Genomic DNA, 25,763 nt, shown 5'->3' with positions numbered 1-25,763 from the left:
TCTGATCACGCGTGATGCCTGTCCGATCACGCGTGATGCCTGTCCGATCACGTGTGATGCCTCTTCGAGCACGGGCGGGGCGGGGGTGCGGGCGGCGCGAAAGGACCGTTCGCGCCCTCCGGGCCGAAACTGTCGGGGTCGTGTTCTAGCGTTGCCTTCGTGGAGTTCGGAGCAGACACCCAAGCCACCTACCTTCCCGGGGATCCCCCGCGGGACGGCGTGCTGGCCTTGTGGGGCGAGGACGTGGTCGGCGGGACCACGATCGAGCTCGTGCTGCCCCGGGGCGCCAAGTTCGCGCGGACGAAGGTCGAGGCGGAGCTCGTCCCGCTGGAGCGCGCGCTGCCGCGGCTGCTGGCCGTGGGGGAGGAGGCCAGTCCGGCGGTCGCGGCGTGGTCGGCGGCGGTCAACGCCGGGGTCAACCTGGTGGCGCGCGGACGGCTGCGTCCGGCGGCCTCGCCGGCCGGGGCGGCGGCCTGGCGGATCGGACCGTTGGACGCCGCCGACGAAGAGCTGCTGCGCGGCCTGGCCGGCGCACTGCCACCCGAGGCGTACGCACTGCCGTTGACCGGGCTGAAGCGCATCCGCCTGCACTCACCGGACTCGCTGGTCCGCGCGCTCTGGGACGCGACGGCGGACCTGCTGGCGCGCAGCCCGGCGGCACCCGTCGGCGCGGGCGACCCGGCGTTCGCCGCGCGCGAACCCGCCCTGCTGGGCCCGGACGGCGCGGCGTGGCTGGCCGAGCTGGCGGCCCGTGAACCCCGCGGGGTGCAGGTGCTCCTGCGCGTCGAGGGGCGTGACGACGACACGTTCGCCGGGGTGCTGGCGGTGCGCAGCCTGGCGGAGCCGAGCCTGGTGGTGGAGGCGTCGACGCTGTGGGACGCGCCGGACGCGGTCCTGGACCGCCTCGGCGACCAGGTCGAAACGCAGCTGCTGCTCGGCCTGCGCCGTGGGGCGCGGGCGTGGCCACCGCTCGGCCGGGTGCTGGCGCAGCCGGCGCCCGCTTCGCTGGCTTTGTCCGACGACGACGTCGTGGACCTGCTCACCGACGGCAGCCACGACCTCGGCGGCGCCGGGATCGAGGTGCTCTGGTCGAAGGGGCTCTTCGCGGGCGAGGTGAAGGCGAAGGCGAGCGCGACGCAGGCGCCGGCGAGCGTCACGGAGGCGGAGTTCGCGCTGCGGAGCCTCCTGGAGTTCCGCTGGCAGCTGAGCCTCGGCGGCGAGCAGCTGACGGAGGCCGAGGTGGCAGCACTGGCCGAAGCGAAGCGGCCCTTGGTGCGCCTGCGGGGGCAGTGGGTGCGCGTCGACCCGGCCCTGCTGGCGCGGGTCCGGAGCCGCACCCGCAGGCTGGAGGCGGGCGAGGCCCTGGCGGCGGCGCTGACGGGCGAGCTGGAACTGGACGGCGAACGCGTCGAGTTCGCGGCCCCGCCGGCGTTGGGCGGGCTGGCCACGCGGCTCCGCGACCGGGCGTCCGCCGAGATCGCGCCCCCGGCGGGCTTGAAGGCGACGTTGCGGCCGTACCAGCAGGCCGGCCTGGCCTGGCTGGCCACGATGACGGGCCTCGGCTTGGGCGCTTGCCTGGCCGACGACATGGGGCTGGGGAAGACGATCCAGCTGATCGCCCTGCACCTGCACCGCCGGTCCCTGGCACCCCTCGGTGGTTCCGGGGCCGAGCTGCCCGCCGGCCCCGGCGCCGAGCCTGGGTTGCCGGGCGGGTCCGAGTTGCGCGCTGGTCTCGCCGAGTCTGGGTTGCCGGGTGGGGCGGAGTTGCCCGCTGGTCTCGCCGAGTCTGGGTTACCGGGCGGGTCCGAGTTGCCCGCTGGTCTCGCCAAGTCCGGGTTGCCGGGCGAGCCCCTGATCTCCCACGACCACACACCGCCCGCCGGCCCGGCCGGTGGTGGGCCGACCCTCGTTCTCTGTCCCACCTCGCTCCTCGGCAACTGGGAACGCGAGTTCGCCCGCTTCGCGCCCGACATCCCCGTCCGCCGGTTCCACGGCGGCGGGCGCCACCTCGACGACCTGGCTCCCGACGAAGTCGTCCTGGCCACCTACGGTGTCCTCCGGCGCGACCGCGAGACACTGTCCGAAGTGGACTGGGGGCTGGTCGCCGCGGACGAGGCGCAGCACGTCAAGAACCCGCTGTCCGCCACCGCCAAGGAGCTGCGCAAGATTCCCGCGCGGGCCAAGGTTGCCCTCACCGGGACCCCGGTCGAGAACCGGCTCACCGAACTGTGGTCCATTGTGGACTGGACGACGCCCGGGCTGCTCGGTCCGCTCGACCGGTTCCGGCGCACCGTGGCGCGGCCGATCGAACGCGATCGCGACAAGGCCGTCACCGAACGGCTCGCCGCCACCGTGCGGCCGTTCCTGCTGCGGCGGCGCAAGTCCGACCCGGACATCGCCCCGGAGCTGCCGCCCAAGACCGAGACCGACCGGTTCGTCCCGCTCACCGCCGAGCAGACCACGCTCTACGAGGCCGTCGTGCGGGAGAACCTGGCCGAGATCCGCGAGACGCAGGGCATCAAGCGGCGCGGGCAAGTCCTGCAGCTGCTCACCGAGCTCAAGCAGATCTGCAACCACCCCGCGCAGTTCCTCAAGGAGCCGCACGGCGCGCTCACCGGCCGGTCGGGCAAGCTCGCGGCGTTCGAGGAACTGGTGGACGTCATCCTCGACGAAGGCGAGAGCGTCCTCGTCTTCAGCCAGTACGTCCAGCTCTGCCGGCTGCTCGAGCGACGTCTCCGGGAGCGTGGCCTGCCCACCGAGCTGCTTTCCGGCGACAGCTCGCCGGCGAAGCGCCAGGACATGGTCGACCGGTTCCAGGCCGGCGAGATCCCGGTGTTCCTGCTGTCGCTCAAGGCGGGCGGCGTCGGGCTCAACCTGACCCGGGCCACCCACGTGATCCACTACGACCGCTGGTGGAACCCGGCGGTCGAGGACCAGGCCACCGACCGCGCGTACCGCATCGGGCAGGACCGGCCGGTCCAGGTCCACCGGCTGATCGCCGAGGGCACCCTCGAAGAGCGGATCGCGCAGGTGCTCGAGAAGAAGCGCGGGCTGGCGGAGTCGATCGTCGGCGCGGGGGAGGACTGGATCACCGAGCTCTCCGACGACGAGCTCGCCGACCTGGTCCGGCTCGGGAGCGGCTGATGCCCCCGAGGCGGAACTTCGGCACGACCTGGTGGGGCCGCGCCTGGGTGGACGCGCTGGAGCAACGCGCGAAGCTCGACCCGAACCGGCTGCCCCGCGGGCGGACGTACGCGCGCAAGGGCACGGTCAGCGAGCTGCGCTTCGGCGCCGGGGCGATGACGGCGCGGGTGCGCGGCAGCCGTCCGACGCCGTACAAGGTCACCATCACCATGCGCACCTTCACCGACGACGAGTGGGACACCCTGCTCGGCGTGGTCGGCACGCAGCTCGGGCACGCGGCCGCGCTGCTCGACGGCGAGCTGCCGGGCGCGCTCGCCGAGCAGGCCCGCGAGGCCGGGGCCGACCTGCTGCCCGGGCCCGGCGACCTGCGGCCGCGGTGCTCGTGCCCCGACTCGGCGAACCCGTGCAAGCACGTCGCGGCGGTGTACTACCTGGTCGCCGACGAGGTGGACCGCGACCCGTTCACCCTGTTCCTGCTGCGCGGACGCCCGCGGGCGGACGTCCTGGCCGAGCTGCGGGCCCGCCGGTCGCCGTCGCGCGGCGAGAAACCGAAGCTGCGCAAACGGGATGACGAGGGGCTGTCCCCGCGAGCGGCGTACGCCCGGCGGCCGGGGGCGATCCCGGCCCTGCCCCCGACGCCGCGGGTGGCGGGCCCGCCGGCGGTCCTGGACCTCGACCCGCCCCCGGGCACCGGCTGGACGGCGGCCGCGCTGTCCGCACTGGCCGCCGACGCGGCCGCCCTTGCCCGCGACCTCCTGGTCGGTGGTCTGGCGGCGGCGGAGCTGACGTTCGAGGAAGACCTGGCCCGCCGCGCGGCCGGCCGGTCCGGCACGGAGGTCACGGCGCTGGCCACCGCGGCCGACGTCCCGCCGCGCGACCTGGCCCGCTGGGCGGAGGCCTGGCGTGAAGCCGGCCGCGGCGGCTTGGCGGTGCTGCGGGAGCCCTGGCAGCCGGGGCCGGGCCCGCTGAACGAGGCCCAGCTGGTCATGGCCGACGCCGGACTCCCGGGCACCCCGAAGATCTGGCGCAACCGCCTGACGCAGGGCGGCTTGCAGCTGCGCTACGGCCGCGACGCCCGCTGGTACCGCTTCGTGAAGTCGGGCACGGAGTGGCGCCTGGACGGCCCACCGTCGGCGAGCCCGGTGGACCTGGCCTACTGAGCCCCGGCCTTCCAGGCGTTGTAGGTGTAGTCCAGGAACCGCGCCACGCCGCGAACGACGTGCGCACTGCGCACCGACGTGAACACGTCGAACGCGTGCTGGGCCCCGGCCAGCTCGGCGTAGGCCACCGGCTGCCGCGACTTCTCCTTCAACCGCCGCACGAACTCGCGCGCCTCGCGCACCGGCACCAGCGAATCGTCCCGGCCGTGGATCACGAAGAACGGCGGTGCCTCCGAAGAAATCCGGTCCAGCGGGGACGCCGCTATGTAGTCGTCGAGGTGCCGGACCGGGTCCCGGTCGGCCGCGAACACCCGCCGCGCGATCAGGCTCTCCAGCCGGTACTGGCTCGCCCGCGAACCCGACGTGGCCGCGAAGTCGTACACCCCGTAGTGCGGCACGCACGCCTGGACGCTCGTGTCGACGTCCTCGAACTCCGGCTGCAGCGCCGGGTCGTTCTGCGACAACGCCAGCAACGCCGACAAGTGGCCGCCCGCCGAGCCACCCGTCACCGCGACGAACCGGGGATCGCCGCCGTACGACGCGATCGAGGAACGGATCCACGCCAGCGCCTGCTTCGCCGCCACGATGTGCGCCGGCCAGCGGTGCGTCGGCGAGAGCGGGTAGTTGATCGCGACGCACACCCAGCCGCGGCGGGCCAGGTAGCGCATCAGCGGCCGGCCCTGCTCCTCCTTGTTGCCGATCACCCACGCGCCGCCGTGGACCTGCAGCAGCACCGGCGCACCCGACACGGGCGAAGACGGCCGGTACACGTCCAGGAGAAACCGCTTGCCACCCGGGGCGTAGGCGATGTCGCGGTCGACCCGGACGTCCGGCGCGCCCATCCGGAACGGCAGCGCCAGCTCGCCCCACGGCAGCCCGAGGTCCGAGCGGCCCAGCTCGGCCGCGTAGTCCTCGCCCAGCGCCGACTTGAGCGCGTGCTCGATCTCCTCGCGGGCGCCGTGGCCGGTGCGGATCAGCGTGCCCAGCCCGGCGGCCGACGCGCCGGCCATCGCCAGCCCCGCCTGCGTGGAGCGGTCGCGCACGCCGTGGCGCGCCACGTGCACCGCGGTGTCGGCCAGGGTCAGCGCCAGGAACTGCGGGGCCAGCTCACCGGTCAGCCAGCCGGCGAAGAACGCCGGGATCGTCGTGGAGCGGGCCTTCAACGGGCGGAGCGCGTTCGCGGTGAGGCCGAGTTGGACCGCACGGCGGATCAGGAAGTTCGGCTGCACCACCGCGATGGTACCGGCGAGTAGGGTGACGCGCCGCCGCAGCGACCGGGGCGTTGCCCCGGGCCGGGGGCTCCGCCACCCGGACCCCCGAAATCCTCTGGGAAGTGGCTTACCCTAAGTGTCATGCAGAGACTGAGCGGCCTCGACGCGAGCTTTCTCTACCTCGAGACGTCGGCGCAGGTCCTGCACGTCTGCGGGCTGCTCACCCTCGACGGGTCGACCGTCCCCGGCGGCTACAGCTTCGCGAAGCTCGAAGAAAAGCTCGAGGAACGCGTCCGGGTGATCCCGGCGTTCCGCCGCAAACTGCACAATCCACTCTGGAACGTCGGTCATCCGGTCTGGGTCGAGGACGAGGACTTCGACCTCGACCACCACGTGCACCGCATCGGCGTGCCGGCCCCCGGCGACCGCGCCGAGCTGGCCGAGCTGTGCGCGCACATCGCCGGGCAGCAGCTCGACCGCGCCCGGCCGCTGTGGCAGCTCTACGTCATCGAAGGCCTGGCCGACGGCCAGATCGCCGTGCTGCTGAAGATGCACCACGCGAGCGTCGACGGTGTGAGCGGTGCCAGCCTGATCACCTACCTCGCCGGCCTGGAGCCCGACGCGCCGCCGCCGGAGATCGAGGACCAGGACAACCCTCCGGTGCCGTCGCCGCTGAACCTGCTCCGCTCGGGCGTCGAGAGCTTCGCGAAGCGTCCCGCCGAGGTCGCCCGGCTGCTTCCCGACCTGCTGGGCCTGGTGCCGAGGTGGCTCGGGAAAGCGTTGCGCGGCAAGGGGATGCCGGTCCCGTTCACCGCGCCCAGGACGTCCCTGAACGGCACCATCACCGGCCACCGCAGCGTCGCGTTCGCCCAGCTCGACCTCGACGAGGTCAAGGAGGTCAAGAACGCCTTCGGGGTCACGGTGAACGACGTCGTGCTCGCGCTCGTCGCCGGCGCGCTGCGGGAGTTCCTCGAGGCACGGGGCGAGCTGCCGGAAGACCCGCTGGTGGCGACGGTCCCGGTTTCGGTGCACGACCGGACCGAACGCGACCACGGCAGCAACAAGGTCTCCGCGTTCTTCGCCTCCCTCCCGACGCACCTGGCCGACCCAGCCGCGAGGGTGTTCTTCCTCGCCGAGGCCAACCGGCTCTCGAAGGACCACCACTACGACATCGACGCGGACATGCTGCAGGACTGGGCGCAGTTCTCCGCGGCGACGATGTTCGGCCTCGCCGTGCGCGCGTACTCGGCGCTGCGCCTGGCCGAGAAGCACCCGGTGGTGCACAACCTGGTCGTCTCCAACGTGCCCGGCCCGCCGATGCCGCTGTTCTTCCTCGGCGCGCGGATCACCGGCCTCTACCCGCTCGGCCCCGTCTTCCACGGCGCCGGGCTCAACGTCACGGTGCTGTCCAACGCGGGCAAGGTGCACGTCGGCCTGCTCGGCGCGCGCGAGCTGGTCAAGGACCTGTGGCCGCTGGCCGACGCGCTCCCGGAGGCCCTCGCCGAACTGCTCAAGGCCGCGGGCTGAGCACCACCACCGGGATCTCGCGGTCGGTCCAGGCCTGGTACTTCGCGAAGTCGGCGTAGAGCTCGACCAGCCGCGGCCACAGCTCGGCGCGTTCGTCCGGCCCGGCGACCCGTGCCACCACCGGCACGTCGCGCCGCCCCTTGAGCTGGATGCGGGTCTCGGGGTGTGCCAGCAGGTTGAAGTACCACTGGGGGTGCCGGGGCAGGCCGCCCTGGGAGCCGACGACGACGACGTCCTCGCCGCAGCTCAGGTAGAGCAGGGGCGTGGTGAACAGCCGGCCGGACCTGCGACCGCGGTGCTCCAGCAGCAGCGTCGGCACCGGGTTGCGGAACCCGGCTCCGATCCGCCACGTGCCGCCGACGCGGCCGCCGGTCAGCCGGAAGACCGACACCTGCGCCTTCGCCGCGTACTTCATGACTTTCGCCGTGACGGGCGAGTCCAGGCCGTCGGGTTTCTGCTCGGGCAGGCTGAAACGTCCCATCGGGGGCTCCGTTCTCAGAGGGAGTGGACGGCGGCGAGCAGGGCGGGCACCCAGCGGTCCGCGGCGAGCACGCAGGCGGCGTGCCCGGCCGCGACTTCGCAGGTCGCCGCGCCCGGGATCCGGCGGGCGAGGGAGCGCTGGTGGTCGGGGGCGATGAACCGGTCCTTTGTGGTGACGACGACGGCCGCGGGCAGCCGCAGCGAGGAGAGCCACGGCGTCGAGTCGAACCGGCCGATCTCGTCGACGGCGACCGCGATCTCCCACGGCGTCGTCGAGCGGAACTCCCGCAGCCCCCAGCGGTAGTCCTCGACGCGCTGCCGCGGCACGGCGATGGGCACGGCCGGCAGCCTCACGCGTTCGCGCAGCTGCCGCAGCGTCCGGCCGAACACGTCGAGCGCGACCCGCTGGCGCAGCCCGCGGCGGAAGTTGCTCGCGGTCGAGCACAGCACCAGTCCGGTAACACGTTCTGGTTCGGCGTGAGCGACGAGCTGGGCGACCATGCCGCCCATCGAGTACCCGGCGAGCGCGAACCGGTCGATGCCCAGCGCGTCGGCCACCGCGGTGACGTCCCCGGCGCAGTCGGCGAGCCGGAACTCCGGCGAGCGGATGCCCCGGCCGTGCCACCGCTGGTCGAACACGACGACGCGGTGGTCGCGCGCCAGCCGGTCGAGGGCCGGGTACCAGGTCAGCAAGCCCGTGCAGGCCACCGAATGCAGCAGGACGAGCGCGGGTGCGTCCCGCGGGCCGACGTCGGTGACGACCGTCCGCCCGCGGCCGGGCAGGTCGAGCGGGACCGGGTCGGGCACCCCGGCGGTCGGCGGCACGGTGATCAGCCGGCGACGGCCCGCGCCGCCCGGTTCGGTCACCGCCATCCCGCTCCTCCGCAGGGGTTGCCGTGCAGGGTGTTTCCGGTTAAGACTAGAACAGGTTTCAGTATTGCGCCGATCCGGAGGACAGGCGTGGATTTCAGCCTTGACGATACGCAGACGGAGATCGCCGCCCTCGCCGCGAAGGTGCTGGGCGCCGAAGACGACCCGTGGCGCGCCCTCGCGTCTTCGGGCCTGCTGGCGCTCGCCCTGCCCCCGGACCTGGAGGGCGACGGCCTGGGCGTCGCCGAGGTCGCGCAGGTTCTCACCGAGGTCGGCCGGGCCGCCGCGCCGGTGCCCGCCTACGCGGCCCTCGCCCTCGGCGTCCTGCCGCTCGAGACGCTGGGCACGCCCGGGCAGCGTGCCGAGCTGTTGCCGCCGGTCGCGGCGGGGGAGGCACTGCTCACCGCGGCCCTGCACGAGCCGTCCTCGCCCCTGACCTCGCGGCCCGCCACCACCGCCCGGGTCCGAGACGGGAAGTGGCTGCTCAACGGCGTCAAGACCGCCGTGCCCTACGCCGCCGAGGCCACCCGGATCCTGACGCCGGTGTCCACCCCGCACGGCACCGCCGTCTACCTCGTCGACCCGCGCGCCGACGGCGTCACGCTGGTCCGGACGCCGAATTCCGCGGGGAGCCCGGAGTGCACGGTGCGGCTCGACGACGTCGCCGCCGAGGAGGCCGACCTGCTGGCCGACCGGGGCGCCGTCGCGGTCCTGCACCGGTTCGCCCTGGCCGGGGCCCTCGCGCTCGGCGACGGCCTGGTCGCCGGGGCACTCGCGCTGACCGTGAAGCACGTCGGCGAGCGCACGCAGTTCGGCCGCCCGCTCGCGACGTTCCAGGCGGTGGCGGGCCAGATCGCCGACGTCTACGTGGCCGCGCGGACCGTCCACCTGGCCGTGACGTCCGCGGTGTGGCGGCTCTCGGCCGGCCTCGACGCGGACGCCGAACTGGACATCGCCGCCTACTGGCTCGCCTCGCGGGCACCGGAGGCCCTGGCGACGTGCCACCACCTGCACGGCGGCGTCGGCGTGGACGAAACCTATCCGCTGCACCGGTATTCGTCGGCGGTGAAGGACCTCGGCCGGGCGCTCGGGGGCGCCGCGCACCGGCTCGGCAGGCTCGGCGAACGAGTGGCGGGGTGAGCGGGATGCACGTCGAACTGACCGCGGCGCAGAAGGACCTGCGCGCCGAGCTGCGCGAGTACTTCGCCGGGCTGATCAGTCCCGAAGAACGACAGGCCATGCGGCGCGAGCGGCACGGGCCGATCTTCCGCGAGATCGTCCGCCGGATGGGCCGCGACGGCCGGCTCGGCGTCGGCTGGCCCGTCGAGTACGGCGGGCAGGGCTTCGGCGAGATCGAACAGCACCTGTTCGTCGACGAGGCCGCGCGCGCCGACGTCCAGCTGCCGTCGGTGACGCTGCAGACCGTCGGGCCGACGCTGCAGCAGTTCGGCACCGACGAGCAGAAGTCCTTCTTCCTGCCGAAAATCCTGGCCGGCGAGATCCACTTCGCGATCGGGTACACCGAGCCGGAGGCGGGCACCGACCTCGCGGCGTTGCGGACGACGGCCGTGCGCGACGGCGACGAGTACGTCGTCAACGGCCAGAAGATCTTCACCACCGGCGGCCACGACGCCGACTACGTCTGGCTCGCGGTGCGGACCGCGCCGGACGCGCCGCGGCACAAGGGCATCTCGATCCTCATCACGGACACGAGCGACCCCGGCTACTCGTGGACGCCGATCATCACCTGCGACGGCGCCCACCACGTCAACGCGACGTACTATTCGGACGTTCGCGTGCCGGTGAACCGTCTGGTGGGCAGGGAAAACGAGGGCTGGCGGCTGATCACGACGCAGCTCAACCACGAGCGCGTCATGCTCGGCCCGGCCGGGCGGATCGGCGGGCTCCACGACCGCGTGCGCGCCTGGGCCTCGGCGCACGGACTGCTGGACCTCGCCGACGTCCGGGCCGTGCTGGCCGAGGCGATGGCGGTGACGCGGGTGAACGAGCTGCTGAACTGGCAGGTCGCGGTGTCCTCGGCGACCGCGCCGGTCGGGGTCGGGGACGCGTCGGCGACCAAGGTGTTCAGCTCGGAGGTCATCCAGCGGATCGGCCGGGACCTCGAGGAGCTCGTCGCGCGGCACGGCGACCTGTCCGATCCGGACACCGCCGAGCTGGCCGAATGGCTGGACGTCTCGGCCAAGCGCAACATCGTGCTGACGTTCGGCGGGGGCGTCAGCGAAATCCAACGGGAGCTGATCGCGTCGATCGGCCTGGGTCTGCCGAGGGTGCCGCGATGACCATCGAAGAAGCCGCCGCCGAGATCGCCGCGCGCGGCGAATGCGCGCCACGCCTGGCGCGTGACCCGGTGAACCAGGCCATGGTGAACAACTGGGTCGAGGCGATCGGGGACGACAACCCGGTCTACACCGACCCGGAGTTCGCCGCGAACAGCGTCCACAAGGGACTGGTCGCGCCGCCCGCGATGGCGCAGGTGTGGACGATGGGCGGCCTGAACGTCCCGCGCGGCAGCGACGACCCGCTCGGCCTGATGATGGAACTGCTCGACGAGGCCGGGTTCACCTCCGTCGTCGCGACGAACTCCGAGCAGACCTACCACCGGTACCTGCGTCCGGGCGAACAGGTCGAAGCGCGGACGGCGCTCGAGAGCGTCGCCGGTCCGAAGAGGACGGCGCTGGGCGAGGGCTGGTTCGTCACCACCCGGATGACCTGGTACGTCGAGGACGAAGCCGTCGCGGAGATGATGTTCCGCGTCCTCAAGTTCCGGCCGCCCGCACCGGAGCCGCCACCGGCGCCGGTGCTGCGGCCGGTGATCAGCAAGGACACCGAGTTCTTCTGGGACGGCCTCAAGGCGGGGGAGCTGCGCATCCAGCGGTGGGGTGAGACGGTGCGGCACCCGCCCGGGCCGATGCCGCCGGACGGCGCGCTCGACACCAAGCCGGACTACGTCGTCGCCAGTGGCCGCGGCACCGTGTTCTCGTACGTCGTGCACCACCACCCGCCCGTGCCGGGCAAGGAGCTGCCGTTCGTGGTGGCGCTGGTGGAGCTGGAAGAAGGGGTCCGCGTGCTGGCCGAACTGCTGGACGCGTCACCGGACGAAGTCCACATCGGACTTCCGGTGGTGGCGGCGTTCGTCCGGGTCGACGACGACCTGACGCTGCCCGCGTGGAAGGTGGCCCGATGACCGTCACCGCCGGGGCCGAGCTGCCGCCGCTGACCATCGACGTGACGCCGACGTTCGTGGTCAGCACGGCGCTGGCCACCCGGGACTTCCAGGACGTCCACCACGACCGCGATTCGGCCGTGGCGCGCGGCTCGAAGGACATCTTCCTCAACATCCTCACCGACACCGGCCTGGTGCAGCGGTTCGTCTCGGCGTGGGCCGGGCCGGAGGCGCTGATCCGGTCGATCAAGATCCGGCTCGGTGTGCCGTGCTACGCCTACGAAACCCTGACGTTCACCGGCCGGGTCGTGGCTGTCGACGGCGACGACCTCGTGGTGGAAGTGTCCGCTGTGGACAGTCTCGGCGAGCACGTCGCCGGGACCGTGGAGGTGACCCTGCCGTGACGCTCTCGGGCAAGGCGGCCATCGCCGGCATCGGCGCGACGGAGTTCTCGAAGGACTCCGGGCGCAGCGAACTGCGGCTGGCGGCCGAATGCATCTCTCACGCGCTAGCGGACGCGGGGCTCACGGCGTCCGATGTGGACGGGCTCGTGTCGTTCACCATGGACGGCAACGCCGAGATCGCGGTGGCGCGGGAACTGGGCATCCCCGAACTGAAGTTCTTCAGCCGCATCCACTACGGCGGCGGCGCCGCGGCGGCGACCGTGCAGCAGGCCGCGATGGCGGTGGCGACCGGCGTCGCGGACGTCGTCGTCGCGTACCGCGCGTTCAACGAACGGTCGGGGATGCGGTTCGGCCAGGTGTCGTCCGCCGCGGCCGGGCAGGTCAACTCGTCCGGCGTGGACAACGCGTTCCACTACCCGATGGGCATCGCGACCCCGGCGGCGACCGTGGCCATGGTCGCCCAGCGGTACCTGCACGACTACGGCGCGACGAGCGAGGACTTCGGCCGCGTCGCCGTGATCGACCGCAAGCACGCGGCGACCAACCCGAACGCGTGGTTCCACGACCGGCCGATCACCCTCGAGGAGCACCAGTCGTCACGGTGGGTGGCCGAGCCCCTGCACCTGCTCGACTGCTGCCAGGAGAGCGACGGCGGCGTGGCACTGGTCGTCACCAGCGTCGAACGGGCCCGTGATCTCGCGCAGCCGCCGGCGGTGATCGCGGCGGCGGCGCAGGGGAGCGGGCCGGACCAGTACGTGATGACCAGCTACTACCGCGACGACCTGGCCGCACTGCCGGAGATGGGCGTCGTCGGGCGGCAGCTGTGGGGGCAGTCCGGGCTCGGACCGTCCGATGTGGACGTCGCGGTGCTGTATGACCACTTCACGCCGTATGTCCTGATGCAGCTCGAGGAGCTGGGCTTCTGCGGGCGCGGCGAGGCGAAGGACTTCATCGCCGACGGCGCGCTGGAGCTCGACGGCAGGCTGCCGCTGAACCCGCACGGCGGCCAGCTCGGCGAGGCCTACATCCACGGCATGAACGGCATCGCGGAGGCCGTCCGGCAGGTGCGCGGGACGGCGGTCAACCAGGTCGCGGGAGCGGCGAAGGTGCTGGTCACGGCGGGCACCGGGGTGCCGACGAGCGGGCTCGTCCTGACGGGTGACCGGCGCGCGTCACCTCATTGACGGCTGGTGCTCGGTCGTCGCGGATGTCACGGTGGAAGGACCTGTCCGCGACGCAGAGTGAGGTCCTCGCTGAGGATGGTCGACTGGGTGCTCACCGCGGTGTTCGCGGCGCTGGCGCTGCCGTGCGTGCTGCGCCTGGTGCGGCTCGACTACACGCGCCTGGGCCACGGCGTCCGGCACGGCGACCTGGCGGAGCTGCTGCTGGTGGTGGCGATGGTGGCGATGCTGTCGCCGGTCGGCGGCCCGATCCCGGCGGCGGGCTGGCAGGCGGTGCTGGCGCTGACGGCGGGCTGGTTCGCGGCGGCCTGGTGGCGGGGCGGCGCGGGCTGCGCCCACCACGCGCTCTCGGCGGCGGCGATGCTGTACATGGTCACGGCGATGCCCCACGCCGGCATGGACCACGGCCCGTGGCTGACGATGTCCACAATGGACGATCGGCTGGCGCTGCCGCTGGTCGCCGTCCTGGCGGCGGGCTACTTCGTGGTGGACGCGGCGTGGACGGGCGTCGTCGTGGTCCGCGGCGCGGCCGTGCCGTCGGGTTCCGGCCAGACGTCCCGCGCGGCCTGCCGGGTGGTGATGGGCGCCGGAATGGGCTACCTGCTCCTGGCCTCGGCCCTCTGACGTCGTGAGACCGCTCAGGCCGTGACCTTGCGGACCTCGCCCAGCGGGCTTTCCCCCGCCTCCGGGAGGGCCGAGGGCGGGTGCTCCGCCGCCCACTGCGTGGCCGCGGTGATGTCGTTCTTCAGTGCCGTGATCAGGTCCTCCGCCGAGGCGTACTTCTGCTGCTCACGCAGGTGGGAGCCGAGCCAGACCACCAGGGTCTCGTCGTACAGGTCGCCCGTGAAGTCCAGCAGGTGGGCCTCCAGCAGGCGGTAGCCGTCCGCTCCGTAGTACGTCGGGCGGCGCCCGACCGAGATGGCCGCCGGGACGTCCGTGCCGTCCGCGCGGCGGACCCAGCCCGCCCAGACGCCGTCGCCGAGGGACCCGGCCTGGTCGCGCAACGCGATGTTCGCCGTGGGAAAGCCCAGTTCACGGCCGCGCTCGTCGCCGTGCTCGACGGTGCCCCGCACCACGAAGTATTCCGAAGTCACCCCTCCACGGTAGCGGGCGACGGCCGGGACGTTCTCACGAAGTGGACACCAGCACGGTGTCCGCCAGCACCGGCGCGTCGTCGCGCTCCACCGCCGAGGTCGTCACGAGCAACCGGTCGGGCGAGCGCCACACCCGCACACGCAGCGTCTCGCCGGGGAACACCACGCCCGCGAACTTCGTCGCGAACGACGCCACCCGCGCCGGGTCGCCGCCCAGGAACTCGTTGACCAGCACCCGCGCGACGATCCCGTACGTGCACAGCCCGTGCAGGATCGGCTGGTCGAACCCCGCCGCGCGGGCGAACGCCGGGTCCGCGTGCAGCGGGTTCCGGTCGCCGCACAGCCGGTACAGCAGCGCCTGCTGCGGCAGCGTCGGCACGTCCAAAACCACATCGGGAGCGCGGGTGGGCCACTCGATGCGGTCCGACGGCCCGCGCGAACCGCCGAAACCACCCTCGCCGCGGGCGAAGATGCTCGACCGGGCCGTCCACAGTGGATCGCCGGACGACGACGTCACCGCGACCTCCTGGACCACGACCGCGGCTTTGCCCTTGTCGAAGACGTCCGCGATCCGTGACCGGGCGACCGCCTTGCCCGACGTCGGGATCGGCCGGTGCAGGGTGATCTCCTGCTTGCCGTGCAGCACCTTCGCGAGGTCGATCTCGACGCCGGGGAACGACACCGCGGGCGGGTCGAACACGCGCAGGTTCGCCGCCACCGTCGCGAACGTCGGCAGCACCACCAGGTCCTGCTCGTAGGTGTACCGCAGCTCGTCCGGACCGGCGCCCAGGGTCAGGTGGTAGAGCAGCACGTCCGACGACGTCCAGGCGAAGTTCACCTCGCCGATCTCGGCACCGATCGCGACGTCCGGGTCGATGGGCACGCGGGGACTCCTATTCGTAGCTGATCGAGACGTCGTCGGTGACCGGCAGCGACTGGCAGGCCAGCACGATCCCGTCGGCGATGTCCTCGGCGTCCAGGACCTCGTTGTGCAGCATCTTCACCTCACCCGACACGATCCGGCACGCGCACGCGCTGCATTGTCCCTCGCGGCACGAGTACGGCGCGTCCATCCCCGCGTCCAGCAGGTGGTCCAGCAGTTTCCGTTGCCGTGGCCAGGCCATGGACCGCGTCTCGCCGTCCAGCTCCACCGTCAGCGACGCGGGTGCCTCGTCCGACTCCGGCTCGGGTTCCGGCTCCGAAGACTCGAACGGGTTGCCGGTCAACGATGTGAACTTCTCGACGTGCACCCGGTCCCGGGGCACCCCGAGCTGCCCGAGCGCCTCGCGCGCGGCGGCCATGAACGGCGCTGGTCCGCACAGAAACGCCTCGTGCGACGTGTACGCCGACGCCAGCCCGCGCAGCTGGGCAACCTCCGGCAACCCCTGGACGCTTTCCAGCCAGTGCACGACGACCAGCCGATCCCCGTAGCGCTTCGCGAGCGACGCCAGCTCGCCCGCGAAGATCACCGAGTTCTCGTCACGGTTCGCGTAGACCAGCACCACCCGGCCGGACCCGGTCTCGAGGGCCGTCTTCAGGATCGCCATCACCGGCGTGATCCCGCTGCCGCCGGCGAAGAGCAGGAAGTCCTCGTCGACCGACGCCGGGCAGAACACCCCGGCGGGCGCGAGCACGTCGACCTGCATGCCCGGCTTCAAAGACGAGCACACCCAGCTCGAGCCGTACCCGCCGTCGGTGCGCTTGACCGTCACCTGGACGCGGTTCTCGTGCGGCGCGCTCGACAGCGAGTAGCAGCGCGCCACCGAGCCCGTCCGGTCGCTGGGGATCTTCAACGTCAGGAACTGCCCGGCCGTGTAGGAGAACGCCGAAGCGTGCTCGGGCGGGATCTCGAAGACCACCGACCGCGCGTCCGGCGTCTCGACGACGACGTCGGCGACCGTCAGCGTGTAGACCCGCTCAGCCATCGGCCACCGCCAGCGAGCCGTCGCGGACCGCGTCGCCGATGCTGTCGGCCAGCTTCGGGCAGGTGTCGAGCAGCGCCGACGGGCCGTCCGCGTCGGCGAACACCGGGCAGGTGTCGGCCGGCCGGGACGTCCACTGGATGCTCGTGTGCTGGATGCTGTTCTTCTTCACCAGCACGCAGGTCCCGCAGCTGCGGCACTCGTGCGGCCGCAGCCCGCCCGAGAGGAACTCCGCCGCATCCGAGGACGCAGCCTGCTCGGCGGTCGTCACACTTCCGCCTCGGTCTTTTGCCGGGCGAGGTTTTCGGCCACCTCCGCCGCCCACGCCTCGTTCGCCTTCGAAGTGTCCACTTCGAACTCGAACCGCCGGGTCATGTCGTCGGTGACGTCGGCGGCGTCGACGTAGAACTGCTGGTACCACCGGCGAAGCTGGTAGACCGGACCGTCCTCTTCGCACAGCAGCGGGTTGTCGATCTGGGTCTTGTGCTTCCAGATCTCGACGTCCTGCAGGAAGCCGGCGCCGATGCCCTTGGCGAGCTTCGCGGCGATCTTGTCCGCGTGCTCGTCGGTGAGGCCGTGCTGCTTCTTGACCTTCATGCCGTACTGCAGCACGAACGACGTCGGCGTCACGGGGTAGTGGCAGTTGATGAGCACGCTCTCGATTTCGTAGCCCTGGAACGAGTTCACCAGCTTGTTGATCATGTAGGACGGCCCGAAGTACGACGCCTCCGACCGCAGCAGGTTGTCCTCGCCGCCGTAGTTGGACGCCATGCCCATGTCGGGGCGGCCCTTGGTGTTGAGGTACTGCGTCGCGATGTGGCCCTCGAAGACGTTCTTGAAGTACGTCGGGTAGGCGTAGTGGATGTAGAAGAAGTGGGCCATGTCGACGACGTTGTCGATGATCTCCCGGCAGTTCGAGCCGTCGATGAAGATCTCGTCCCAGGTCCAGTTGCTCCACTCGTCGCTGTGGGCCGCCTCGATCCGCGGGATGGCCAGCTCCTCCGGCGGCGGGTTGCCCTCCGGGTCGTGCCAGACCATCAGCTGGCCGTTCTGCTCGGACGCCGTCCACGACCGCGTCCGCGCGCGCAGCGGAACCCGCTTGGCGTAGGGGATCGAGACGCACTTGCCCTTGCCGTTCCAGCGCCAGTCGTGGAACGGGCACGCGACCTCGTCGCCCTTGACGCTGCCCTGGGTGAGGTCGCCACCCATGTGCCGGCAGTAGCCGTCGAGGACGTTCAGCTCGCCCTTCGAGTCGGCGAACACGACCAGCTTCGTGCCGAACGCCGTGACGGCGTGGGGTTTGCCGTCGCGGAACCGCTCGGCCAGGCCGAGGCAGTGCCAGCCGCGCGCGAACCGGGTCGGTGGCTCACCGGCGTAGATCGTGCGTACGGACTCCTGCGTCATCGCTCGCCTCCCGTGGTCCCTTGATCTTCGTGCGCCAGCCGCGTCGCCGCAAGGTAGCCGAACACCATGGCGGGGCCGATGGTCGCGCCCGGCCCGGCGTAGGTGCGGCCCATCACGGCCGCGCTGACGTTGCCCGCGGCGGACAGGCCCGGCACGACCGAGCCGTCCTCCCGCAGGACTCGCGCTTGTTCGTCGGTGCGCAGCCCGCCCTTGGTGCCCAGGTCGCCCGGGACGATCTTCACCGCGTAGTACGGCGCCTTGTCCAGGGGGCCGAGGCTGGGGTTGGGCTTGTTGCGCGGGTCGCCGTAGTAGTGGTCGTACTTGCTGACGCCGCGCTGGAAGTCTTCGTCGACGCCCTTGCGCGCGAAGCCGTTGAACCGCTCGACCGTCGCCTCGAAGCTCTCCGGCGGGACGTCCATCTTCTCGGCCAGGCCGGCCAGGGAACCCGACTTCACCGCGATCCCGGCCTTGAACCAGCGGCCGGGCAGCGGCTGGCGCGGCCCGACGCCGGTGAACATGTACCGGTCCTTGTAGCGCTGGTCGAACACCAGCCAGGTCGGGATGTGCTCACCAGGGCCGTCTCCGGGGCCGTACATCGCGTGCACGGCCTCGACGTACGGCGCGGACTCGTTGACGAACCGCTCGCCGCGGGCGTCGACCATGATCGAGCGCGGCCGCGACCGCTCGGCCAGCGCGAACCACGGGCCGCCGGTGAGCGGCAGCGACGGGCCCCACCAGGCGTCGTCCATCAGGTCGAGGGCGGCGCCGAGCTTGAGGCCCGCGGTGATGCCGTCGCCGGTGTTGGCCTCGGCGCCGACGGTCCAGTCGGTGCCGATCGGCGCGCGCTGGTACTTCTCGCGCATCTCGAGGTTCTGCTCGAAGCCGCCGCTGGCGAGGATCACGCCCCGCCGGGCCTCGACGACGCCGTCGGAGGTGACGACGCCGGTGACGCGGTCGCCTTCGACCTGCAGATCGACCAGGGGAGTGTTCAGCCGGACCTCGACGCCCGCCCTGGCCAGGCCCACCCGAAGCCCGGCCGCAAGCGCTTGCCCCATGCTCAGCAGCCGCTGTCCGCGCAGCTTCCCGGCCAGCCACTGGACGCCCAGGGACAGCAGCCGGACGCTGCCGCGCGGGTGCCGCGCGAGGAGGCTCAGCCAGCGGTAGTCGGCCTGGGTGATCGGCACGCCGAGCGGGGGCGCGCTGTAGGGCGGTTCGAGGCGGGCCAGCTCGTCGCCGAGCAGCTTGCCGTCGAAGGCCATCGGCTCGACCGAGCGGCCGCCGGGCCGTCCGCCAGGGGCTTCGGGGTGGTAGTCGCTGTAGTCGCGGACCCACCGGAACTTCAGCGGCGTGTGGTCGCAGACGAACTTCAGCACCTCGGGGCCGTGGTCGAGGAAGGTGTCCCGCCGGACGGCCGGGACGACGTCGCCGACGATCGAGGCCAGGTACTCGTGGGCCCGCTCGGGCGGCTCGTCGATCCCGGCGGCGCGCAGCGCGTGGTTGCCGGGCAGCCAGACCCCGCCGCCGGAGCGCGCGGTCGAGCCGCCGAAGCAGGCGGCCTTTTCGAGGACGACGACGCTGAGGCCGTGGTAAGCCGCGGCCAGTGCGGCGGTCATCCCCGCGGCGCCGCTACCTACGACGACGACGTCGAACTGCTCCGTCATGCCACCTCACCTGCTGCGTCAATGGTTGTCGATGAGACCGGCAGCCACGGCGGAAACCGTCGCGACGAGCGGATCGCTGCGGTCCGTCTCCGCCTTCTTTCGGCCATATCGATAACGTGTTCCACAAGAAGAGTATCCAGTTGGGAGCCGCTTTCGCTCACCATAGACGAGAACGTGTTTCAGTTCTAGGGTATCGACCATGGACGAACTCGTCGCGGACGTCATCATCGTGGGGTTCGGGGCGGCCGGCGCCTGCGCCGCCCTCGAAGCGGCCGACGCGGGCGCCGAGGTCATCATCGTCGAGCGCTTCGCGGGCGGTGGGGCCAGTGCGGTCAGCGGGGGCGTGGTCTACGCGGGCGGCGGCACCGCCCAGCAGCTCGACGCGGGCGTCGACGACTCCGTCGACGCGATGTACGCCTACCTTCGGCTCGAAGCCGGGGACGTCGTCACGGAGAAGACGTTGAAGCGGTTCTGCGAGGGCAGCCGCGAGATGATCACCTGGCTGGAGGGCAACGGCGTGCCCTTCGAAGGCAGCCTCTGCCCGTACAAGACGTCGTATCCGAGCGACGCCCACTACCTGTACTACTCCGGCAGCGAAGCCGCGGGCGGCTTCCGCGACGCGGCGAAGCCCGCCCCACGCGGTCACCGGGTAAAAGGGCCCGGGACCTCGGGAAAGACGCTCATGACGCGCCTCGAGGAGGCCGTGCGCAAGCGGGGCATCCGGGTGCTGAGCCAGACGAACGCGCGGAGCCTGATCACCGAGGACGGCCGCGTCACCGGGCTGGTCGCCGGCACGCTGCGTGGCGCCCCGGCGGGCGTGCGCGCCCGGCACCGGCGGCTCGCGCGGTACGCCGCGAAGCCGGGGATCTACGTGCCCTCGCTGCGCAAGTCCCTGCACCGCCGCGTCGAGCGCCTCGAGCGTGCGCACGGCCGTGAGCTGCGGATCACCGCCCGGCGCGGGGTCGTCCTCGCCGCGGGCGGGTTCATCGCCAACCGGGAGCTGGTGCGTGAGCACGCTCCGAAGTACCGCGGCGGGCTCGCGCTCGGCACGTCCGCCGACGACGGTTCGGGCCTGCGGCTCGGCGTCGAGGCCGGTGGCGCGACCGGCGAACTCGGCCGGATCTCGGCGTGGCGGTTCATCACGCCGCCCAGCGCGTTCCTCGGCGGGATCATCGTCGACGTCGAGGGGCGCCGCGTCATCGACGAGTCCCGCTACGGCGCCGCCGTCGGCGAGAAGCTCATCGAGGACCACGGGAGCAAGGGCTGGCTGCTCGTCGACGCGCCGATCGTCACCGAAGCCCGGCGCGACACGAAGGCGCAAAGCCAGTGGTTCCAGGGACTCCAGCTGAAATACCTGCTGCGCCGCGGCCGCGTGACCGGCGCGAGCGTCGAAGAGGTGGCGCGCAAGGCCGGCGTCGATCCCCAGGGCCTGCGCGCGAGCGTCGAGGCGTACCACGGCGCCGAGGACCCGATGGGCAAGCCCGCCGAGTTCGCGCGGCGGCTGGACCACCCGCCGTACTCGCTGATCGACATCTCCGTGCGGCCCAACCTGGGCTACCCGACGCCGATGCTCACCCTCGGCGGCCTGGTCGTCGACGAGGACACGGGCGCGGTGCGGAACGACGCGGGTGAGCCGATCGCCGGGCTGTACGCCGCCGGCCGCACCGCGGTGGGAATCTGTTCCAGGTCCTACGTGAGCGGTCTCTCCCTGGCCGACTGCGTGTTTTCCGGCCGCAGGGCAGGGATCAACAGCGCCCTGGCGCAGGGCGTTCTCGACAAAAACGAGAACGTGTTCTAGTCTCTGTGCAGTGACACGAGAGAGGAACTGCGCATGAGCGAGCAGGTGATCGCCGGGGTCCGGGACCTCCTGCCGGTCCTGCGGGAGCGGGCCCAGGACACCGAGGACGCGCGGAACGTGCCCGAGGAGTCCGTCAAGGCCCTGCAGGAGACCGGGTTCTTCAAGATGCTGCAGCCGAAACCGTTCGGCGGCCTCGAAACGGACCCGGTGAGCTTCTACACCGCGGTCAAGCTGATCGCCGGCGCGTGCGGGTCCACCGGCTGGGTCGCCTCCATCCTCGGCGTCCACCCGTGGCACGTGGCGCTGTTCGACCAGCAGGCGCAGCAGGAGGTCTGGGGCGAGGACGAGGACGTGCGGATCTCGTCGTCGTACGCGCCGATGGGCAAGGCGGAGGTCGTCGACGGCGGCTACCGGCTGTCCGGCCGCTGGAGCTTCTCCTCCGGCTCCGGCCACTGCACGTGGGTGCTGCTCGGCGGGCCGGCGTTCAAGGACGGCAAGCCGGTCGACTTCTGCACCTACCTGCTGCCGATCGCGGACTACACGATCGTCGACGTCTGGGACACCGTGGGCCTGCGCGGCACCGGGTCGAACGACATCGTCGTCGAGGACGTCTTCGTGCCGCAGCACCGGGCGCTGAGCTTCATCGCGACGTCGAAGTGCAAGGTGCCCGGCCAGGCCGTCAACCCCGGGCCGCTGTACCGGCTGCCCTACGGCTCGGTGCACCCGTCCACGATCACCGCACCGATCATCGGCATGGCCCAGGGCGCCTACGACGCGCACGTCGAGCACCAGCGCAAGCGCGTGCGGGCCGCCTACGCCGGTGAACAGTCCAAAGAGGACCCGTTCGCCAAGGTGCGGATCGCCGAAGCCGCCAGCGAGATCGACGCCGCGTGGCTGCAGCTGACCCGCAACATCGAGGACCTGTACGAGCTGGCCAAGCGCGAAGAACGGCTGCCCAGCGACCTCCGGCTGCGTGTCCGGCGCGACCAGGTCCGCGGCACCGAGCGCGCGATCGCCGCGATCGACCGGCTCTTCGAGAACTCCGGTGGCCGCGCGATCCAGCGGGGCACGCCGATCCAGCGCTTCTGGCGCGACGCGCACGCGGGCCGCGTCCACGCCGCCAACGACGCCGAGCGCGCGTACGTCATGTTCGGCACCGGCGCCTTCGGGCTCCCCGTCGAGAACGCGATGTACTGATGGCCGCTCCCGAAGGCAAGTACGTCCAGGCGGGTTCGCTGAAGCTGCACTACCACGAAGCCGGCGCGGAACACGCCGAGACGGTGATCCTGCTGCACGGCGGCGGGCCCGGCGCGTCGGCGTGGAGCAACTTCGGGCGCAACCTGCCGGAGTTCGCCAAGCACTACCGGACGATCGCCGTCGACCAGCCCGGCTTCGGCCGCTCGGACAAGCCGGCCGAGCACCCGCAGTACTTCCGACACAGCGCGGACGCCGTCGTGGGCCTGATGGACGCGCTCGGCATCGAGCGCGCCCACTTCGTCGGCAACTCCCTCGGCGGCGGCGCGGCGGTCCGGCTGGCGCTGAACCACGGCAAGCGCGCCGGGCGCCTGGTGCTGATGGGGCCGGGCGGGCTGAGCGTCAACCTGTTCGCGCCCGACCCGACCGAGGGCGTCAAGAACCTCGGCAAGTTCGGCGCCAAGCCGAGCCGGGAGCGGATGGAAGCGTTCCTGCGGATCATGGTCCACGACCAGGCGCTGATCACCGACGAGCTGATCGACGAGCGCTTCGCCGCGGCGAACACGCCCGAGTCGCTCGCCGCGATGCGGGCGATGGGGATGTCGTTCGCCCACCCCGAAACCTACGAAGAGGGCATGCTCTGGCGCGAGGCCCACCGGCTGCGTCAGCGCGTGCTCCTGATCTGGGGCCGCGAAGACCGCGTCAACCCCTTGGACGGCGCGCTCGTGGCGCTGAAGACCATCCCGCGCGCGCAGCTGCACGTGTTCGGCGGCTGCGGACACTGGGCCCAGCTGGAGAAGTTCGACGAATTCAACCGGCTGGCCCTCGACTTCCTCGGGAGTTCCTGATGGGCATCCGGTCACTGGGCTATCTCCGCGTCGAAGCCACCGACATGGCCGCGTGGCGCGAGTACGGGCTCAAGGTGCTCGGCATGGTCGAAGGCAGCGGCACCAACCCGGATGCGCTTTACCTGCGCATGGACGACTTCCCGGCGCGCCTGGTCGTCTCGCCCGGCGACGCCGACCGGCTCGCCGTCACGGGCTGGGAGGTCGCTCACGCGGGGGAGCTGGCCGAGCTGCGGTCCCGGTTGGACAGTGCGTCGGTGCCCTACAAGGAGGGCACGCCCGACGAGCTGGCCGACCGCCGCGTCGACGAGCTGATCAGCTTCGACGACCCGTCCGGCAACACGCAAGAGGTGTTCCACGGCGTCGCGTTGCAGCACCGGCGTGTCGTGAGCCCGTACGGCCACAAGTTCGTCACCGGCGAGCAGGGCCTCGGCCACGTCGTTTTGTCTACAAAGGACGACGAGGCGTCGCTGCGGTTCTACCGCGACGTCCTCGGCTTCCGGCTGCGCGACTCGATGCGGCTGCCCCCGCAGCTGGTCGGCCGGCCCGCCGACGGGCCACCCGCGTGGCTGCGGTTCTTCGGCTGCAACCCGCGCCACCACAGCCTGGCGTTCCTGCCGATGCCGACGCCGTCCGGGATCGTGCACCTGATGGTCGAGGTGGAGAACACCGACGACGTCGGGCTGTGCCTCGACCGCGCGATCCGGCGCAAGGTGCCGATGTCGGCCACGCTCGGCCGGCACGTCAACGACCTGATGCTGTCGTTCTACATGAAGACCCCCGGCGGCTTCGACGTCGAGTTCGGCTGCGAAGGCCGTCAGGTCGACGACGACAACTGGATCGCCCGCGAAAGCACCGCGGTTTCGTTGTGGGGGCACGACTTCTCGGTCGGCGCGCGACCGCCCGGCGCATGACCGCGGTGGCGGTCGACCAGACCGAATTCCGCAGCGTGCTCGGGCACTTCTGCACGGGCGTCACGGTGGTCACCGGCCGCGACGGCGACACCCTCGCCGGGTTCGCCTGCCAGTCGTTCGCCGCGCTGTCGCTCGACCCGCCGCTGGTGCTGTTCTGCCCGGCGAAGACGTCGCGGACGTGGCCGGTGCTCGCCGCGGCCGGCCGGTTCGCCGTCAACGTGCTGGCCGAGGACCAGCAGGAGGTCAGCGCGGTCTTCGGCGCCCGCGGCGAGGACAAGTTCAGCCGGTTCGGCTGGACGCCCGCGCCGTCCGGGGCCCCGCTGCTCGACGGCGCGCTCACCTGGATCGACTGCTCCCTGGAGGCGGTGCACGAGGCCGGCGACCACTACGTCGTGATCGGCCGGGTCACCGCGCTCGGCACGCCGTCGGACGCGCGGCCGCTGCTCTTCCACCGCGGCCGGTACTCGGTCACCGAGCCCGCGCGGGACGCGCTCGCGGCGCTGATGCCGTGGCCGCGGCCGGACGACTGGCTCTGAGCCGGGTAACGGCGGCCGGGGTTCGGGCGACTTCCGGGGAGTCGTCGCCCGAGGAGGACCCCGTGGAGCTGTCCGGGTTCCCGGCCGCCGAAGTCGAATTCGACCAGGCGGGCAAGCTCGTCGGCGACCGGGGCGCGGCCGTGCGCGAGCTCGCGGCCGACGCCGCGGTCACCGACCTCGTCGTGCTGAGCCACGGCTGGACCAACGACCACCTGACCGCGCGGCTGCTCTACGCGTCCCTCGCGGAGTCGCTGCGCGCGGTCGCGGGCCCCGGGCGCCGGATCGCGCTGGCCTGCGTGCTGTGGCCGTCGCGGAAGCTCGCCGGGCTGGAACCGGGAGCGGGCCTGGCCGAGCGGCTCGACCAGCTGCGGGACCTCGTGCCCGGCCAGCGGCTCACCATCGACGCCGCGGCCGACCTGGTGCCGGCCCTGACCGCCCGCGCGACCGCGCGCACGGCGTTCGCCGCGGCCCTGCTCTCGGTGGCCGCCCGCGGCGCGGACGACCGGGAAGACGCGTCGACCCAGCTGTTCACGCTGCCCGGCGGCACGGTGATGGACCGGCTCGGCGGCACGGGCTCCGCCGACGCGGCGAAGCACCTCCTCGACTTCCTCGCCTACTACGAGATGAAGGCCCGCGCGGACGACGTGGGGGAGCGCGGCCTGGCCCCGCTGCTGGCCACGTTCCCCCGGCCGGGCCCGCGGGTCCACCTCGTCGGCCACAGCTTCGGCGGGCGGCTGGTGACGGCGGCCGCGAACGCCCGCCCGGCCGGGTCGCTGGCCACGCTGACGCTGCTGCAGGCGGCGTTTTCGCACCACGGCTTCGCCGCGGACTGGGACGACGGCGAAGCGGGGCCGCGGCCCGGCGCGTTCCGCGAGGTCGTGGCCGGACGGGTCGTCACCGGGCCGATCCTCGTCACGCACACCGCGAACGACCTGGCCGTCGGCGTCGCCTACGCGATCGCGTCGCGGATCGCGGGCCGGAAGGCGTCCGCGGCGAGCCCGTACGGCGGCCTCGGCCGCAACGGCGCGCAGGGCACGGCCGAGGCCGTCACCGCGGAGCTGTTGCCGGTGGGCGGGACCTACCGCTGGCGCCCGGGCGTCCCGCACAACCTCCTCGCGGACCGGTTCGTGCACGGCCACTCGGACGTCTGCGGACCCGAAATCACTTACGCCCTGTGGTCGGCGATCGCGGCCAGTTAGCGCGACCGGGTGGTGTGGAAGGATTCACAGGTGGG

General features: G+C 72.2%; 24 protein-coding genes. 15 read left to right on the top strand and 9 right to left on the bottom strand.

Annotation, left to right across the window (positions count from 1 at the left end; translation table 11 throughout):
• Positions 1-159: 159 nt before the first annotated feature.
• Together ACWEN0_RS15855 and ACWEN0_RS15850 are read left to right on the top strand one after the other, a co-directional pair.
• The gene (locus ACWEN0_RS15855) at positions 160-3,144 is read left to right on the top strand and encodes a DEAD/DEAH box helicase (RefSeq protein WP_451973644.1); all 2,985 of its coding nucleotides are present in this window, start codon (positions 160-162) and stop codon (positions 3,142-3,144) included.
• Positions 3,144-4,304: an SWIM zinc finger family protein gene (locus tag ACWEN0_RS15850; RefSeq protein ID WP_451973642.1), complete on the top strand. Its 1,161-nt coding sequence runs from the start codon at positions 3,144-3,146 to the stop codon at positions 4,302-4,304. Before ACWEN0_RS15855 ends, ACWEN0_RS15850 begins: the two co-directional genes overlap by 1 nt.
• On the opposite strand, the gene ACWEN0_RS15845 is transcribed toward ACWEN0_RS15850, so the two are convergent.
• The gene (locus ACWEN0_RS15845) at positions 4,298-5,533 is read right to left on the bottom strand and encodes an alpha/beta hydrolase (RefSeq protein WP_451973640.1); all 1,236 of its coding nucleotides are present in this window, start codon (positions 5,531-5,533) and stop codon (positions 4,298-4,300) included. The genes ACWEN0_RS15850 and ACWEN0_RS15845 overlap by 7 nt on opposite strands.
• 123 nt (positions 5,534-5,656) lie before the next feature.
• Between ACWEN0_RS15845 and ACWEN0_RS15840 the strand changes: the two genes are divergently transcribed.
• A complete protein-coding gene (locus ACWEN0_RS15840) occupies positions 5,657-7,042 on the top strand; it encodes a WS/DGAT/MGAT family O-acyltransferase (RefSeq protein WP_451973638.1) in 1,386 nt (461 codons plus the stop codon).
• Here ACWEN0_RS15840 and ACWEN0_RS15835 read toward each other — a convergent pair.
• A complete protein-coding gene (locus ACWEN0_RS15835; RefSeq protein WP_451973636.1) occupies positions 7,026-7,523 on the bottom strand; it encodes a nitroreductase family deazaflavin-dependent oxidoreductase in 498 nt (165 codons plus the stop codon). The two genes, ACWEN0_RS15840 and ACWEN0_RS15835, sit on opposite strands and share 17 nt — an antisense overlap.
• Before the next feature lie 14 nt (positions 7,524-7,537).
• Positions 7,538-8,395 (bottom strand): alpha/beta fold hydrolase, encoded by an 858-nt coding sequence (locus ACWEN0_RS15830; protein ID WP_451973634.1) that lies wholly within the window; start codon positions 8,393-8,395, stop codon positions 7,538-7,540.
• Positions 8,396-8,482: 87 nt separating this feature from the next.
• On the opposite strand from ACWEN0_RS15830, the gene ACWEN0_RS15825 reads away from it, so the two are divergent.
• The 6 genes from ACWEN0_RS15825 to ACWEN0_RS15800 all read left to right on the top strand — a co-directional run bounded on the left by ACWEN0_RS15825 (position 8,483) and on the right by ACWEN0_RS15800 (position 13,785).
• Positions 8,483-9,532 carry an acyl-CoA dehydrogenase family protein gene (locus tag ACWEN0_RS15825; protein ID WP_451973632.1) on the top strand — a complete coding sequence of 350 codons (1,050 nt, stop codon included), beginning with the start codon at positions 8,483-8,485 and terminating at the stop codon, positions 9,530-9,532.
• Between the two features lie 5 nt (positions 9,533-9,537).
• A complete protein-coding gene (locus ACWEN0_RS15820; protein ID WP_451973630.1) occupies positions 9,538-10,692 on the top strand; it encodes an acyl-CoA dehydrogenase family protein in 1,155 nt (384 codons plus the stop codon).
• Positions 10,689-11,597, top strand: coding sequence for a bifunctional MaoC family dehydratase N-terminal/OB-fold nucleic acid binding domain-containing protein (locus ACWEN0_RS15815; protein ID WP_451973628.1), 909 nt, complete (start codon positions 10,689-10,691; stop codon positions 11,595-11,597). Before ACWEN0_RS15820 ends, ACWEN0_RS15815 begins: the two co-directional genes overlap by 4 nt.
• On the top strand, positions 11,594-11,980 hold the full coding sequence (locus ACWEN0_RS15810; protein WP_451973626.1) for a MaoC family dehydratase: 387 nt from the start codon (positions 11,594-11,596) through the stop codon (positions 11,978-11,980). The genes ACWEN0_RS15815 and ACWEN0_RS15810 overlap by 4 nt, the downstream gene beginning before the upstream one ends.
• Positions 11,977-13,164, top strand: a complete 1,188-nt coding sequence (locus tag ACWEN0_RS15805) for a lipid-transfer protein (protein ID WP_451973624.1) — start codon at positions 11,977-11,979, stop codon at positions 13,162-13,164. The genes ACWEN0_RS15810 and ACWEN0_RS15805 overlap by 4 nt, the downstream gene beginning before the upstream one ends.
• 75 nt (positions 13,165-13,239) lie before the next feature.
• A complete protein-coding gene (locus tag ACWEN0_RS15800; protein WP_451973622.1) occupies positions 13,240-13,785 on the top strand; it encodes a DUF5134 domain-containing protein in 546 nt (181 codons plus the stop codon).
• A 14-nt stretch (positions 13,786-13,799) separates the two neighbouring features.
• Here ACWEN0_RS15800 and ACWEN0_RS15795 read toward each other — a convergent pair whose 3' ends face one another.
• From ACWEN0_RS15795 to kstD, 6 genes are read right to left on the bottom strand one after another with little or no spacing between them, the layout of a single operon-like run.
• The gene (locus ACWEN0_RS15795; RefSeq protein WP_451973620.1) at positions 13,800-14,255 is read right to left on the bottom strand and encodes a riboflavin kinase; all 456 of its coding nucleotides are present in this window, start codon (positions 14,253-14,255) and stop codon (positions 13,800-13,802) included.
• A gap of 34 nt (positions 14,256-14,289) precedes the next feature.
• The gene (locus ACWEN0_RS15790; RefSeq protein ID WP_451973618.1) at positions 14,290-15,138 is read right to left on the bottom strand and encodes a MaoC/PaaZ C-terminal domain-containing protein; all 849 of its coding nucleotides are present in this window, start codon (positions 15,136-15,138) and stop codon (positions 14,290-14,292) included.
• A 10-nt stretch (positions 15,139-15,148) separates the two neighbouring features.
• The gene (locus ACWEN0_RS15785; RefSeq protein WP_451973616.1) at positions 15,149-16,180 is read right to left on the bottom strand and encodes a 2Fe-2S iron-sulfur cluster-binding protein; all 1,032 of its coding nucleotides are present in this window, start codon (positions 16,178-16,180) and stop codon (positions 15,149-15,151) included.
• Positions 16,173-16,448 (bottom strand): hypothetical protein, encoded by a 276-nt coding sequence (locus ACWEN0_RS15780; RefSeq protein ID WP_451973614.1) that lies wholly within the window; start codon positions 16,446-16,448, stop codon positions 16,173-16,175. The genes ACWEN0_RS15785 and ACWEN0_RS15780 overlap by 8 nt, the downstream gene beginning before the upstream one ends.
• The gene (locus tag ACWEN0_RS15775; protein WP_451973612.1) at positions 16,445-17,581 is read right to left on the bottom strand and encodes a Rieske 2Fe-2S domain-containing protein; all 1,137 of its coding nucleotides are present in this window, start codon (positions 17,579-17,581) and stop codon (positions 16,445-16,447) included. Before ACWEN0_RS15775 ends, ACWEN0_RS15780 begins: the two co-directional genes overlap by 4 nt.
• Positions 17,578-19,242: a 3-oxosteroid 1-dehydrogenase gene (gene kstD, locus ACWEN0_RS15770; RefSeq protein ID WP_451973610.1), complete on the bottom strand. Its 1,665-nt coding sequence runs from the start codon at positions 19,240-19,242 to the stop codon at positions 17,578-17,580. The genes ACWEN0_RS15775 and kstD overlap by 4 nt, the downstream gene beginning before the upstream one ends.
• 199 nt (positions 19,243-19,441) lie before the next feature.
• Between kstD and ACWEN0_RS15765 the strand changes: the two genes are divergently transcribed.
• The 6 genes from ACWEN0_RS15765 (at position 19,442) to ACWEN0_RS15740 (ending at position 25,728) form a co-directional block, all read left to right on the top strand.
• The gene (locus ACWEN0_RS15765) at positions 19,442-21,040 is read left to right on the top strand and encodes an FAD-binding protein (RefSeq protein ID WP_451973608.1); all 1,599 of its coding nucleotides are present in this window, start codon (positions 19,442-19,444) and stop codon (positions 21,038-21,040) included.
• A gap of 33 nt (positions 21,041-21,073) precedes the next feature.
• Positions 21,074-22,237, top strand: a complete 1,164-nt coding sequence (gene hsaA, locus ACWEN0_RS15760) for a 3-hydroxy-9,10-secoandrosta-1,3,5(10)-triene-9,17-dione monooxygenase oxygenase subunit (RefSeq protein ID WP_451973606.1) — start codon at positions 21,074-21,076, stop codon at positions 22,235-22,237.
• Positions 22,237-23,082 carry a 4,5:9,10-diseco-3-hydroxy-5,9,17-trioxoandrosta-1(10),2-diene-4-oate hydrolase gene (gene hsaD, locus ACWEN0_RS15755; RefSeq protein WP_451973604.1) on the top strand — a complete coding sequence of 282 codons (846 nt, stop codon included), beginning with the start codon at positions 22,237-22,239 and terminating at the stop codon, positions 23,080-23,082. Before hsaA ends, hsaD begins: the two co-directional genes overlap by 1 nt.
• The gene (hsaC, locus tag ACWEN0_RS15750; protein WP_451973602.1) at positions 23,082-23,993 is read left to right on the top strand and encodes an iron-dependent extradiol dioxygenase HsaC; all 912 of its coding nucleotides are present in this window, start codon (positions 23,082-23,084) and stop codon (positions 23,991-23,993) included. The genes hsaD and hsaC overlap by 1 nt, the downstream gene beginning before the upstream one ends.
• A complete protein-coding gene (gene hsaB / locus ACWEN0_RS15745) occupies positions 23,990-24,529 on the top strand; it encodes a 3-hydroxy-9,10-secoandrosta-1,3,5(10)-triene-9,17-dione monooxygenase reductase subunit (RefSeq protein ID WP_451973600.1) in 540 nt (179 codons plus the stop codon). Before hsaC ends, hsaB begins: the two co-directional genes overlap by 4 nt.
• Before the next feature lie 62 nt (positions 24,530-24,591).
• Complete coding sequence (locus ACWEN0_RS15740) at positions 24,592-25,728, top strand: hypothetical protein (RefSeq protein WP_451973598.1); 1,137 nt, start codon at positions 24,592-24,594, stop codon at positions 25,726-25,728.
• Positions 25,729-25,763 lie beyond the last annotated feature (35 nt).

The organism is Amycolatopsis sp. NPDC004378 (assembly GCF_053602455.1).
Note: the sequence above shows the minus strand (reverse complement) of the source record. Positions and strands in the feature narration are given on the sequence as shown.